This window comes from Streptomyces albospinus, from assembly GCF_014648695.1.
Lineage (GTDB): Bacteria > Actinomycetota > Actinomycetes > Streptomycetales > Streptomycetaceae > Streptomyces > Streptomyces albospinus.
Genome location: NZ_BMRP01000003.1, coordinates 218,902 through 231,684, shown reverse-complemented (window position 1 = coordinate 231,684; position 12,783 = coordinate 218,902). Strand labels below are relative to the sequence as shown.

The following is a 12,783-nucleotide window of genomic DNA, read 5'->3' as shown; positions in this document are numbered from 1 at the left end:
GGCGCCCCCGCCCGGTGGGGGATCAGGATATTCGGGCCGTTGTGGTGAACCCGGGAGCGGAAGCGCGGGTTGGGCGTGAGCACCCAGGGTCTCCTCTTCTCCCCCAGGGGTGGGGACCCGGGAGTCCGGCGGGAGGGTGTGGGGCTGGAGGGGTGGGTGTGCGGGCTCTGCTTCCAAGGGCTCGATGAAGAGCAAAGGCGGAGCGCAGCGGAGCGTAAAGCGAAGCAGTCCGCACACCCACCCCGGAGGCCCCACACCCGGTACCCACCACCCAGCCGGGGCCCCGCCCCGAACACTCTCTCCGCCGAAGGCGGAAACCGTTCCACCAGCCTCTCCCGCTCCCGCCGAAGGCGGGGAAAGCTCACCTGCTCCCCCGCGGCGGGGAAGACGGCTACGTGGGCGGCAACGGGATGGCGCAGGGCACTCTGGTGGGCTGCCGGAGTTGGCTGTTCAATGGGCCGGACCGGTGAGTGCACCGGTCCGGCCGCACTCGATGGAGGCACCATGGAAGCCGCCGACCGCTCCGCCGCCGGCGCCCCCGCCATCCGTTCCGCGGGACATGAACGCGGCTATCCGGAATTCCTCGACCGCGCCGGACGGATCGCAACCGGCCTGCGCGCGGCGGGAGTTGCCCCGGGCGACCGGATCGCCGTCGTGCTGCGCAACGAGCCCGCCCATCTGGAGATCACGGCCGCCGCCGCCCAGCTCGGCGCCTCCGCGGTCCCCGTCAACTGGCACTTCAAGCAGGACGATCTCCGGCATGTGCTCACCGACAGCGGGAGCAAGGTGGTCTTCGTCCACACCGATCTTCTGCCGGCGGTGACCGCCGTACTCCCCGACGGCGTACGGATCATCGAGGTCGCCGTGCCGCCCGGTGTCGCGACCGCCTGCGGCATCGCCGCCCCGAACCCCACCGGCCGGCACCCGCTTCTGGACGACTGGCTGACGGAGTATCAACCGCTGGCGCAGCCCGCCGACGAGAGGCCGCCCACCGTCATCTACAGCTCCGGAACGACCGGACGCCCCAAGGGAGTTCTCCGCGAACCGGTCGGCCAGGACCGGCTCGCCGAGGCGGTGGAGACGTTTCTGGAGTACTTCGCCGTCGCGCCCGGCGGCCGTACGCTGATCCCCGCCCCGCTCTACCACGCGTCCCCCAGCCAGCACGCGGTGCTCGCGCTCGCCGCCGGGCTGGACATCACGCTGATGCCGCGCTTCGACGCGGAGGAGTTCCTGCGGCTGGTCGAGCGGCACCGCATCCAGCAGGTGCAGATGGTGCCCACCATGTTCGTACGGCTGCTGCGGCTGCCCAAGGACGTCCGCGAGCGCTACGACGTGTCCGCGCTCACCTCCGTCGTGCACGCCGCCGCGCCCTGCCCGCCGCATGTCAAACACGCCATGATCGACTGGCTGGGGCCGGTTCTGCGGGAGTACTACGGCGGCAGCGAGACCGGCGCGGTGACCTGGTGCGACAGCGCCGAGTGGCTTGCCCACCCCGGCACCGTCGGCCGCGCCGAGGGCACCTGCGGCGTCGCCGTCCTCGATCGCGCCGGGGAGCCGGTGCCGACCGGCTCCACCGGCGAGATCTACCTCAAACCCTCCGACACCTGGCCCCGGTTCACCTACCTCGGCGACCCGGACAAGCGCGCCACGATGGAGACGCCGGGCCTGCCCGGGTACGTCACCATCGGAGACATCGGGCATCTCGACGAGGACGGCTACCTCTATCTCAGCGACCGGCGCAACGACATGGTCATCTCCGGCGGCGTCAACATCTATCCGGCGGAGATCGAAGGATGTCTGCTGTCGCTGGAGGGGGTGCGGGACGTGGCGGTGTTCGGCATACCCGACGAGGAGTTCGGCGAGGTCCTGGCCGCCCATCTCCAGACCGAGCCCGGCGTGCGGCTCAGCGCCGCGGCGGTACGCGCCCATGTCGCGGAGCGGCTCGCCGGGTACAAGGTGCCCAGGGCCGTGGTGTTCGAGGAGCTGCTGCCGCGCGACGAGTCCGGAAAACTCTTCAAGCGGCAGCTGCGGGAACCCTATTGGGCCGGGCACGGCGGCCTGATCTGAGCGCGCGGTGCCCGTCGCCCGCCGCTCAGGGGGCCATCGCGTCCAGGACCGGTATCAACTGCTCCTCCTCGTAGGTCAGATGGGCCTCCAGGGCGTCGGTCAGCCGGTCGACCTCGGCGAGCAGCTGCCCGGGGCCGGCGCCCGTGCCGGAGATCACCTGCTTGAGTTCGTCCAGGAGCGCCGCGATCTTCCGGTGCTCCTCGTCCAACCGGTCGAGGGCGGGGGCGAGTTCGGGCCACCGGTCGCGGAGGAACGGGAACATCGCACGGTCCTCGCCGGCGTGGTGGTTGTGCAGCCCCTGGCAGATCGTCAGGCAGTTGACGCGCAGCTGGGCGGCCAGCACCGGGCCCGAGTCGGCCACCTCCCGTCGGATCAGGGCGAGTTCCCGGCGGAAGGCGTCGTGCAGGACGGTGATGGCCTCGCCGGGCGACGCCCCGCCGAAGTTCGGCGGTCCCGTCTCGACCGAGGTCAGCGCGACCACGGGCAGGACGCGGGAGGTGTTCTCCTGGTACGCGGCCCACCCGGGGTTGGCCTCGGCGGCGCGGGCGAAGACCCGGTCGCGTTCCTCGCCTTGCAGGACGACGGCCTCGGCTTCGTAGGTGAAGACACCGTCCTCGACCGTGACACGAGGGTGCGCGAGAAGGTTGTGGAACCAGTCGGGGTGGTGCGGTGCGCCACCGGCCGAGGCGATGACGAGGATGCGCTCCCCGCCGTCGGGGAGGTAGGCCACCGGGGTGGTGTGCCGGGCGCCGGAGCGGGCACCGGTGGTGGTCAGCAGGATCAGCCGGCCGCCCTCGAAGGGGCCGCCGACCCGTCCGCGGTTGGCGCGGAACTCGTCGATGACCTGCTGGTTGAAGAGGTTGGGCATAAGGGTGTTCGTCTCCAGGTGGAAATGCCTTTTGGGCAGGGTGAATTGCAGGGGGAATTGACCACGCGGCAGCGCGCGGCCGACGGCGGCGCAGGGCTGTGCCCGTGGTGGAGGAGGAAAGACGCGCGCGATCCGCGCGGAATGCAGAGGCGAGGGGAAGGGGGGCGGGTCTCTCACCCGCCGCGCGGTCACGAAGTGACCGGGTGCCTCACTCGCTCATGGCCCATGGCCGACCCGGTAGTCACGGCGACAAAGGTAATGGGCGCACTCCGTAAAGGCAATGACGGGCCCGGTTTCCCCCTTCCGCCGACGGGAGTTGACTGCCACCATGTCCTCGCCGTCCATCATGTGGCAGAACGCTGTTCGTGTACATGAATACGGGAGTCCCGGAGGGGTGTCTTCATGGAACGTCGGCAATTCCTCACCACCGGCGCCGCACTCGCGGCCGGCACCGCACTCCCCGCGCGTCCGGCCGCCGCCGCGACCGGCCGGATGCCCGACCACCGGCCGCCGGCCCGCGCCGCGACCGTCGCGGTACTGCGCCGGGTCGCCGACCACTGGATCGGCGCACACCCCGACCCCGGCGACAACCGATGGGCGCGCGCCACCTTCTTCAGCGGGCTGATGGCGCTGCACCGCCTCACCCGCGAGCCCCGCTATCTCGCCTATGCGCGCGGCTGGGCCGAGAAGCACGGGTACGGGCTGCACAACGGCGTCGCCACCCGGCACGCCGACGACCACTGCGCGGGCCAGGTCTACCTCGACCTGTACGCCCTCGACCCGGCCCCCGACGAGGCGAAGATCGCCGCCATCGAGGAGTCGCTGCGGCGGATGGCCGCGACCGCGGCGCAGCGGCACGACGACTGGTGGTGGGACGACGCGCTGCACATGGCCATGCCGCCGTTCGCCCGGCTCGGCGCGCTGCGCGACGACCGCTCCTACTGGGACGCGATGCACGCCCTCTACACCCACACCAAGAGCGCCGAGGGCGGGCCCGGCCTCTGCGACCGCGGCACCGGCCTCTGGTACCGCGACAAGCGGTTCCTGCCGGGCGGGATCACGTCCCCGAACGGCAAGCCGGTGCTGTGGTCGCGCGGGAACGGCTGGGTGGCGGGCGCACACGCCAAGGTCCTCGCGGTGCTGCCGGACACCTTCGCGCCGGTGGCCGGATACCGCCGTACGTTCGCCGGCCAACTGGCCGTGCTGCGCACCGTGCAGAGACCGGACGGGTTCTGGAATGTGAACCTGGCCGACCCCGGGCAGCTGCCCGGACCGGAGACCAGCGGTACCGCCTTCTTCACGTTCGGGATGGCGTACGCGGTTCGCACCGGGCTCGTCCCGCCCGGCCTCTACCGGTCCGTGGCGGCCCGCGCGTGGAATGCGATGGTGACCACCGCGGTCCACCCCGACGGCTTTCTGGGATATGTCCAAAGCGCCGGTGACCGGCCGGAGTCGGGCCAGCCGGTCACCTATGCCTCCACCGCCGATTTCGGCGTCGGGGGATTTTTGCTGGCGGGCACGGAAATGGCCGCGCTGGGCGGTTGAACGGCCGCACCGGACGGCTGAGGTGCGCACTGGTCGCCCCGGCGGTGACCGCTGGGGAAGTACCACCGGTTCCGGCGGGCACACCCCGTCGCCGCCCCCGGCCCGGCGGATGACCCCGGAGGTAATCGACCCGCCGACCGGTTCCTGGAAACGTGCGGAGCACCGCGAGCAACGCGTCCGCCGGCCCGCCGCACAGGCGGCCAGAGAGGCAGGGAGTCCCATGACCGCATACGCCATCGCCCACTTCCGGCCCGCCGAACCGAACCCGGAGATCTGCGCGTACATCGAGTCGATCCAGGCGACCCTCGACCCCTTCGGCGGGCGCTTCCTCGTGCACGGCGGAGAACTCGACATCAGGGAGGGCAGCTGGCCCGGCGCCGTCGTCGTCATCGTCTTCCCCGGCATGGCGCAGGCCCGCGCCTGGTACGACTCGCCCGCCTACGAGGAGATCCTGCCGCTGCGGACCCGGCACATCGCCGGCGATGTGATCCTTGTGCCGGGCGTCCCCGACGACTACGACCCCGCGGAGACCGCCGCCCGGATGCGCGCCGCGATGGCCGGCTGACGCCCCGGGGGGAGGACGTACCGCGAGATGAGCCGCCGTTCCCAGTGTCAGGCGCCGACTGCGGAGGGCGCCACGGCGCGGATGCACCGGGTCACCGGCCGCCCCGCGAAGATCCTCCTGGCCGCCGTCATGGTGCCCGGCGACGCCTTCGGCGCCTTCCGTCCGGCGCAGCTCGGCGCCGTGGACTGCCTGGCCGACGGGCTCCGCTCGGTCCGCCAACGGGCGGGCGGTGACTGGGACTTCGCCCTGGGTGGCAAGGGGGACGAGGGCGGGCTGGCGGCGCTCGTCCAGGACTTCGGTAGCGACGTGGCGTCAGGGCCGTACCCGCGCCCGGTGCGCCGGCTCAGCTCTGCCACAGCCGGGTGAGGACGCCGTTCACCGCCTCGGCCTGATCCTGGTGCGGGGCATGGCCGGCACCGGGCACCCGCACATGGCGGGCGCCGATCATCTCCGCCAGGTACTCGCCGCAGGCGGCCAGCGCATCGCCGACGAACGCGCGGTACCGCGGGTGCGCAGTCTCCCACGTCCCGTTGACGACGGTCTTCGGCATCTGGGCCCCGGCCAGCGGGCCGAGCGGGATCCGGGCGTCCCACGAGGGCCGTTCGCGCATCGCCGACCGGGCCGCGCGCAGCTTCCGGGGCGTGGTCTCGGGCATCGGCAGCCCGTACGGCACGGTGGACCGCCGCAGGAACTCCTCCGGGCTCGGCTCCGCCGCCCCGGCGCTGCCCTCGAAGGCGGCGCGGATCCGCTCCAGTGCCGCCGCCACGGTGGGGTGCCCGGCGGCGGTGCGCAACGGCGAGGGTTCGATGAGGGCGAGCGACTGCACCGCCTCCGGCCGGGCCGACGCGGCCAGCATCGCGGCCACCGCACCGTACGAGTGCCCGACCAAGTGGGCGCCGTTTCCGAGGAGTCGGGTGAGATCCTCGGCGTCCACCGCATAGTCGCTGCGGTCGGTGTCCGGGCTGTCGCCGAAGCCGCGCCGGTCCACCAGCTCCAGACGGAACATCTCGGCCAGCGGGCGCTGCCCCGCGAAGCACTCGGTGCCCCAGCTCAAGGTGCCGTGCACCAGCAGTGCCCGCGGCGCGCCGGGTGTCGCCCTGTCCCACACCGTCACATGCAGTGGTTCACGGTTCATGCTCCCCCACCCTATGGGTGCGGCGGCTCCGGTGGCGGGGCCGCCACGCACCGGGAAGGTCACAGTCCGGCCAGCTCCGCCAGCACCCGCACCTCGCCCAACTCCTCTTCCCCGCCCGCCACATCGTCATGGTCCGCGCTCCACAGCGCGCTCTCCACGCCGCGCGCCACCGACCAGGCGAGCAGCCGCGCCGGATCCTCGCCGAGCGCCTCGCCGACCAGCGCGTACCGTTCGCGGAGCACCGGCCGGGGGTCGGGGTGCTCGAAGGGGTCGTCGATCTGGAGGAGCAGCGGCGTGGGGTCGTACGCCGGGTCGCCGATCATCGGCTTGGGGTCGATGGCCAGCCAGGGAAGGCGGGTTGCGGCCAGCACATTGCCCGGGTTGGCGTCGCCGTGCACCACGACCTCGCGGGCGGCCGTGGTCGGCAGCGTGCGCAGCAGGTCGGCCCCGAGCGCGACCAGCCCCGGGTCGTAGCCGGGCCGCAGCCGCCGCATCCGCTCCTGGAGCAGGTCCGCCCACTCGGCGCAGACCGCGTCCATCCGCTCCGGCGTCCCCAACTGCCCCTCCCCGGGCACACGTCGGGACCATATGTCGCCCAGGACGCGGGCGCCGACGGCGAGTTGACCGTCCGGCGGCAGCGGCGCGTCTCCGAGCGGGGTGCCCGGGGTGCAGCGCTCGATCAGCAGTGCGCCCCGTTCGCGGTCCCAGCGGTGCAGCCGCACCGCGCCCCGGCCGCCCCACGCGTGCAGCGCCGGCGCCTCGCCCGCGGCCTCGCGGTGCGGCCAGGTCACCTTGAGGACCGCCGGTACGCCGTCGGGTCCCTCCGCGGGCGCCACCCAGGAGCAGCTGCCGCCGTGCACCGGCGCGCCGAGCCGCAGTTCCCAGCGCTCCTCGATCTCCCGGACGATTCCGGGCAGCCGGTCGAGCCACGCTCGCCCCGACGCGGTGCGCCCCATCTCGTTCAGCACCGGCAGCCCGGCGGGAAAGCGGTCGTGAGCATCCGAGGTGTGCGCCATCGGGGCAGCCTAACGGGGCGGGCGGCGGCCCGCGGACCGTGCACGGACCGCACGCCGGGGCATCCCGTCGCCGGAGGCTCCACGGCCGTACGAGGGATAGCGCCGACACCACGGCTCGCGGTGAAATTCCGGCACAACGCGGCTGATATCTGTCGGACATGAGCGTGTTCACACGGAGTGCGGCGGCCGTCCTGCTCGCCGCGCTGGCCGCCGGCTGCGGCAGTCGGACCGACGCCCCGCGGCACGGCCCGGCGCACCGCACCGCCGGGCCGTCCGCCGCCGGGGCACCGCACCGGCGCGCGGGCGCCCGGTCCGCCACGGCCGCGTCCGCCCGGCCGTTCACCCTGGTCGCCTCCGGGGACATCATCCCCGCCCACCCGGATGCGCTCGGCACCGCGCAGGACGACGCTCCGGTGCACGGCGGATACGACTTCCGGCCGATGCTCCGGGACGTGCGGCCGGTCATCGACGGCGCCGGTCTGGCGCTGTGCCATCTGGCGGCGCCGCTCGGCCCGCTGGACGGCCCCTTCACCGGCTACCCGATGCTCCAGGCCCCGCCGCAGGTCGCCACCGCGCTGAAGGCGACCGGCTTCGACTCCTGCGCCACCGCCTCCAACCACGCCCTGGACCAGGGCGTGGCGGGGGTGCGGCACACCCTGGACGTCCTGGACACGGTCGGGCTGCGGCACACCGGCTCGGCCCGCGGCGCCGCCGAGGCCGCCCGCCCGGCGTTGCTCCGGGCTCCGGGCGGCGCGCGGGTCGCGCAGCTCTCGTACACCTACGGCACCGACGGCGTGGAGCGTCCGGCCGGTGAGCCCTGGGCCGTCAACCTGCTCGATGCGCGGAAGATCGTCGCGGATGCCCGGGCGGCCCGCCGGGCGGGCGCCGACATCGTGGTCGTCAGCCCCCACTGGGGAACCGAATACCGGACCGCCCCCGACGCCCGGCAGCTCCGGCTCGCCCGCGTCCTGGCCGCCGCCCGCACCGACGGCCGCCCCGACATCGACCTGATCGTCGGCAGCCATACGCACACCCCGCAGCCGTACGAGAAGGTCAACGGCACCGGCGCCGGTCGTGAGCAGGACGCCCGGCAGCAACAGGCCGATCTGCACAGTGGCGGCACGTGGGTGGCCTACGGGCTCGGCGACCTCATCGGAGGCACCACACACGACCGGCTCGGAACGATGAGCACCGCCGCTCGGTTCACCTTCACACCCCCGGCCGAGGCCGGCGGTCGCTGGGAGATCACCAAGGCCGAATTCGTTCCGCTGTGGTGGGACGCCAGGGCGGGCCGCGTGATCAACGTGAACAAGGCGATCAAGGCCGGACGGCGGGACCTCAAGCCCCTTCGCCGCAGCATCCGGCGCATGGTGCTGAGCCGGGGCGCACGCAAGGCCGGATTGGCCATGGGCAAGTAGGCGGCATGGGCAGCACGGCAATTCCCGGCAGTCGCCCGCACAGCTGCACGGGCCGGCCTCAGCGCACGGCTGCGGCAGCGGCGACCGTTCGGAACACGGAATAGTGCCCGACCGGCCCGCGCGCCATAGGCCGTCCGGCCCCATCGCCATCAAATCGCCACGACGAACAATGAACACAACCCCTGAAGATCACTTGCTCATCACCTTGGGGGATGTCGGCATGTGTGCGAAGAAGGCCGGAACGTGGTCGATGATTGCCGCTGTGTCGGTAGCACCCATATTGGCCATAGCGGCCGGTACCGGTGCGGCAGGCGCGGTTGATCACTCCTCGTCCGCCTCATCCGCGGCGGTGCAGTCGGTCGCCTTCCTGGCACCTGCCTGCACGCAACCTCCCTGCCCGTCGGGCATAGAACCACCCCAGCCCGGCGAGGGCCGGAACAACTCTCCCGGCGGCGAGAGCGGGTATGGCCGACGATTCCCGGGTGGCGAAAACTTCCATGGCGTTCACGTCATTCATTCCCACCACTCGCGGAGTGGCGAAGGGAGCAATGAGGACGATCTTCCCTACGGCTCTCTCCCTCATCACATGCATCACAGAGGGACTGGGAACAGCAACACGGGAATAAGCCGCATTCACTGGATCTCCATCGGACATCATGGTCCCGGCGGGTGACGATGAAGTCCACTCGGCCCGGCAGTCACTCGTGCGATCGCCCTGCTCCTCCCGCGCGCCCCGTTCTCTTTCGGGATGTCGCGCGGGAGTTGAGCACCTGGCCCCGTAACTCAGCAGTCATCGTGCCCGGTTGTCGGCCGGGAGGTGCCGGTTCGCATGCGGCCGGGGCTCTTCGATGCGTCGGGCCTGCGGTTCGACTCAGAAGGCCGGCATGGACGGTTGGCGGGAAGGCGATCCGACTCCTGTCCGACGGATGCCGGGACACCCACCGGACGGAAAGGCCCTACCTGCCTTCCTTCGCGTCGAGCTTCTCGTTCAGGCTCCTGGCCATCTCGTCCGCACGCATGCTGCTCATGGCCTCGGAGCCGGAACTGCTCGATCGACTCGGGTCGGCGCCGGCCTTGGGGGCGGATTTCTTGACCTCCTCCCAGCAAGCCTGTACATCCTGCCCGGTGAGCCTGGATCCAGCCATGTCTCCTCCTGGACTGCGTAGAGGGGCGGGCCCCGCATCCGGAGCCCTTTCACCTCAGCTTGCTCAAGGGAGCGCATCAGGCATTTCGGGAAGGGCCGGGACCGCTCCGAACGAGTGAGGGAATGCACCGCACTCGACCCGTGGGGCGGGCCCTGGCCCTGGAGGCGACGGCCACCACGTCGGCGGACGATGATCCCGGCGGTGCGGGCCGTGATGGTTCCGGCGCCTGCGCGTACGTCCGCGCCCCTCTTCCTTGCCCGCCGGTCCCGCATCCCGCCCGGAACGCGGGGCGGGGGTGTTTCTGCTGGTCAGGCCGTATCCTTGAGCTGTCCCCAGCGCGTGGTTCGGTCACGCCCCGGCCGCCGGCCCGCCGGCCCGCCGGGGAGACGGCGCAGGAGCGGGCCGCCCGGGGCGCCGTCGATCGCCCGCCGCCCGCCTGTGCCGACGGGCTGCGGAGGGGCAAGTGAGGCGGCGCCCGCGCTTCCGGCCGCGCCGATCCTCGGGTACGGTCCGCCGCATCGGTGTGAAACCCTGGTGAAGGAGCACGGACCCCGTCGGAGGTCCACGTCGGCAAGGCCAGGAAGGACCGCAGGGCAGTGAGCGAGAGTGCGGCCGTCCGCCCCCGTAACCCGCGCGGACAGGGCGAGCGCCTGCGGGAGGAACTGCTGCGGGCCACCGAGCGCCTCCTGGAGCAGGTCGGCAGCGAGGACGCGCTGTCGCTGCGTGCGGTCGCCCGGGAGGCCGGAGTCGCCGCGCCCAGCATCTACCGGCACTTCGCCGACAAGACCGAGCTGGTCTGGGCGACCCTGGAGGTCAATTACGAGCGGCTGGCGCGCGCCATGTCCGAGGCCGCCGCGAAGGCGGACGCGGACGACCCGGTGGACCAGCTGCGTGCCCAGCTGCGCGCGTACTGCCGCTACGCCATCGCGCACCCGGCGAACTACCGGCTGCTCTACGAGACCCGGCAGACCCCGGTCGGCCCCGAACGGCTCGCCGGCCACCCGGCGGGGCTGCTGGTGCGCAGCTGGCACAACGCGCTGACCGCCTGCGAGGAGGCGGGCTGGCAGGTGCGCGGCTCGCGCGCCGAGGCGCCGTATCTGCTGTGGTCCGCGGTGCACGGCCGGGTGATGATCTGGCAGGTCATGCCGAGCCGCAAGGACACCCGCCGGCTGGACCGGTTCGTGGACGAGATCCTCCAGCTGCTGCTGGAGCGCTGACCCGGGCGGCTCCGGCCCTTTCCTTTCCCTTTCCCTTCCTGCTCCCTCGCTCCCTTTCCGCCCCTGGCTTCACCACGGCCGGGGGCTTTCCCATGTGTCGGTCCGCTCCGGCCCCGTGTACCCGCTCGCGACCCGGCACATTTACCTGGCTATTACACATGTAAGTTTACGCTTGTTAGGCGAACGTTTGACTCATGGCGCACGTCCCTCCCGGTGTGCGCGCGAGGAGCGAGATGACCGACATCACCGACACCATCGACACCGCACGTCCCCCCGCCCCGGCGCCGCTGCCCGTCCAGCCGCCCAGCGGCTGCCCGTTCGACCCGCCCCCACTCTCGAACCTGCTCGAGCGGGGGGACCCCCACGACGAGTTCGGTGCCCTGCGCGCCGAGGAGCCGATCTCCAAGATCTCGCTCCCCGACGGCAGTTGGGCCTGGCTCGCGACCCGCTACGCCGACATCCGGGCGATCCTCGGCGACACCCGCTTCAGCTCCGACACCACCCTCCACGGCTATCCGCTCAGCGGGATGACCGGCGGTGCCAGCACCGAGAACCGCGGCTTCATCCGCAGGGACCCGCCCGAGCACACCCGGCTGCGCCGGATGGTCACCCGCGAATTCATGGTCAAGCGCGTCGAGGCGCTGCGCCCGGAGATCCAGCGGATCACCGACGAGCTGTGCGACGCGATGGAGCGGGCCGAAGGGCGTACCGCCGATCTCGTCGAGGCGCTGGCGCTGCCGGTGCCGTCGCTGGTCATCAGCCTGCTGCTGGGCGTGCCGTACGACGACCACGAGATCTTCCAGCGGCTCACCGGCACCCTGCTCTCGCGGACCGTCACCGACGCCGAGCGCGAGGCCGCGCGGATCGAACTCCGCGACTACCTCGACCAGTTGGTCACCGCCAAGGAAGCGGATCCGGGCGACGACATCCTCGGCCGGCTGATCATCGAACAGCGGCAGACCGGCGAGATCACCCACGACGAGGTCGCCGCCTTCGCCGCCCTGCTCCTCATCGCCGGGCACGAGACCACCGCCAACATGATCGGGCTCAGCGCGCTGACCCTGATGCGGGACCGCGCGACCGCCGAGCAGCTGCGCCGGGACCCCGCGCTGATCCGCGGCGCCGTCGAAGAGCTGCTGCGCTTCCACAGCATCATCCGCAACGGGCCGCGCCGGGTCGCCACCGTCGACGTCGAGATCGACGGGCACCTCATCCGGGCCGGCGAGGGCGTCGTGGCGGCCGTGCCGTCCGGCAACCGCGACGAGAGCGTCTTCGCCGACGCCGACCGCCTCGACATCCGCCGGCCCAACGCCCAGCACCACGTCGCCTTCGGCTACGGCATCCACCAGTGCCTCGGCCAGGCGCTGGCCCGCGTCGAACTCCAGGTCGTCATCGCCACGCTGCTGCGCCGCTTCCCGGCGATGCGGCCCGCGGTGCCGGTCGAGGAGATCCCGTTCCGCACCGACATGGCGATCCACGGATGCCATGCACTGCCGGTGACCTGGTGAAACGGCACCAGGCACCGTTACCCCGACCGCTTGCGACCCCTGACGATCCCTACGGAGCTCCTGCCATGAAGATCACCCTTGACGCCGACAAATGCTGCGCCGCCGGCCAGTGCGTACTGGTCGCCCCCGAGGTCTTCGACCAGCGTGACGAGGACGGTGTGGTCGTGCTCCTCGACGCCGAGCCGGCCGCCGACCAGCACGCCGCGGTCCGCGAGGCCGCCGCCATCTGCCCCGCCGCGGTCATCGAGGTGCACGAGTGAGCGCCCGGCCGATCGCCGTCGTCGGCGCCTCGGCGGCCG

The 12,783-nt window shown here is 72.3% G+C and carries 12 protein-coding genes and 1 tRNA gene; 9 read left to right on the top strand and 4 right to left on the bottom strand.

Annotated elements, in window-relative coordinates:
* Positions 1 to 504 precede the first annotated feature (504 nt).
* Complete coding sequence (locus IEZ17_RS06580; protein ID WP_189297348.1) at positions 505 to 2,067, top strand: AMP-binding protein; 1,563 nt, start codon at positions 505 to 507, stop codon at positions 2,065 to 2,067.
* A gap of 25 nt (positions 2,068 to 2,092) precedes the next feature.
* On the opposite strand, the gene IEZ17_RS06575 is transcribed toward IEZ17_RS06580, so the two are convergent.
* Positions 2,093 to 2,935 carry a nitroreductase/quinone reductase family protein gene (locus IEZ17_RS06575; protein ID WP_189297346.1) on the bottom strand — a complete coding sequence of 281 codons (843 nt, stop codon included), beginning with the start codon at positions 2,933 to 2,935 and terminating at the stop codon, positions 2,093 to 2,095.
* 402 nt (positions 2,936 to 3,337) lie between these two features.
* Here IEZ17_RS06575 and IEZ17_RS06570 point away from each other — a divergent pair, with 402 nt between their 5' ends.
* The 3 genes from IEZ17_RS06570 to IEZ17_RS06560 all read left to right on the top strand — a co-directional run bounded on the left by IEZ17_RS06570 (position 3,338) and on the right by IEZ17_RS06560 (position 5,411).
* The gene (locus tag IEZ17_RS06570) at positions 3,338 to 4,480 is read left to right on the top strand and encodes a glycoside hydrolase family 88 protein (protein WP_189297344.1); all 1,143 of its coding nucleotides are present in this window, start codon (positions 3,338 to 3,340) and stop codon (positions 4,478 to 4,480) included.
* Between the two features lie 220 nt (positions 4,481 to 4,700).
* A complete protein-coding gene (locus IEZ17_RS06565; protein WP_189297342.1) occupies positions 4,701 to 5,045 on the top strand; it encodes a DUF1330 domain-containing protein in 345 nt (114 codons plus the stop codon).
* A gap of 27 nt (positions 5,046 to 5,072) precedes the next feature.
* Complete coding sequence (locus IEZ17_RS06560; protein WP_189297709.1) at positions 5,073 to 5,411, top strand: hypothetical protein; 339 nt, start codon at positions 5,073 to 5,075, stop codon at positions 5,409 to 5,411.
* Here IEZ17_RS06560 and IEZ17_RS06555 read toward each other — a convergent pair.
* Both IEZ17_RS06555 and IEZ17_RS06550 read right to left on the bottom strand, forming a co-directional pair.
* A complete protein-coding gene (locus IEZ17_RS06555) occupies positions 5,389 to 6,180 on the bottom strand; it encodes an alpha/beta fold hydrolase (RefSeq protein ID WP_229851957.1) in 792 nt (263 codons plus the stop codon). The genes IEZ17_RS06560 and IEZ17_RS06555 overlap by 23 nt on opposite strands.
* A 59-nt stretch (positions 6,181 to 6,239) precedes the next feature.
* A complete protein-coding gene (locus tag IEZ17_RS06550; protein ID WP_189297340.1) occupies positions 6,240 to 7,196 on the bottom strand; it encodes an aminoglycoside phosphotransferase family protein in 957 nt (318 codons plus the stop codon).
* 158 nt (positions 7,197 to 7,354) lie between these two features.
* Between IEZ17_RS06550 and IEZ17_RS06545 the strand changes: the two genes are divergently transcribed.
* The gene (locus tag IEZ17_RS06545; protein ID WP_189297339.1) at positions 7,355 to 8,614 is read left to right on the top strand and encodes a CapA family protein; all 1,260 of its coding nucleotides are present in this window, start codon (positions 7,355 to 7,357) and stop codon (positions 8,612 to 8,614) included.
* 772 nt (positions 8,615 to 9,386) lie between these two features.
* Positions 9,387 to 9,458: transfer RNA gene (locus tag IEZ17_RS06540), tRNA-Asp, on the top strand.
* A 112-nt stretch (positions 9,459 to 9,570) separates the two neighbouring features.
* Here IEZ17_RS06540 and IEZ17_RS06535 read toward each other — a convergent pair.
* Entirely contained in the window at positions 9,571 to 9,759 is a 189-nt protein-coding gene (locus IEZ17_RS06535) for a hypothetical protein (RefSeq protein WP_189297337.1), read from the bottom strand.
* 596 nt (positions 9,760 to 10,355) lie between these two features.
* Between IEZ17_RS06535 and IEZ17_RS06530 the strand changes: the two genes are divergently transcribed.
* The 3 genes from IEZ17_RS06530 to IEZ17_RS06520 all read left to right on the top strand — a co-directional run bounded on the left by IEZ17_RS06530 (position 10,356) and on the right by IEZ17_RS06520 (position 12,744).
* Positions 10,356 to 10,976: a TetR/AcrR family transcriptional regulator gene (locus IEZ17_RS06530; RefSeq protein ID WP_189297335.1), complete on the top strand. Its 621-nt coding sequence runs from the start codon at positions 10,356 to 10,358 to the stop codon at positions 10,974 to 10,976.
* 233 nt (positions 10,977 to 11,209) lie between these two features.
* Positions 11,210 to 12,484 carry a cytochrome P450 gene (locus IEZ17_RS06525; RefSeq protein WP_189297333.1) on the top strand — a complete coding sequence of 425 codons (1,275 nt, stop codon included), beginning with the start codon at positions 11,210 to 11,212 and terminating at the stop codon, positions 12,482 to 12,484.
* A gap of 65 nt (positions 12,485 to 12,549) precedes the next feature.
* Positions 12,550 to 12,744 (top strand): ferredoxin, encoded by a 195-nt coding sequence (locus tag IEZ17_RS06520; protein ID WP_189297331.1) that lies wholly within the window; start codon positions 12,550 to 12,552, stop codon positions 12,742 to 12,744.
* Positions 12,745 to 12,783: the final 39 nt, after the last annotated feature.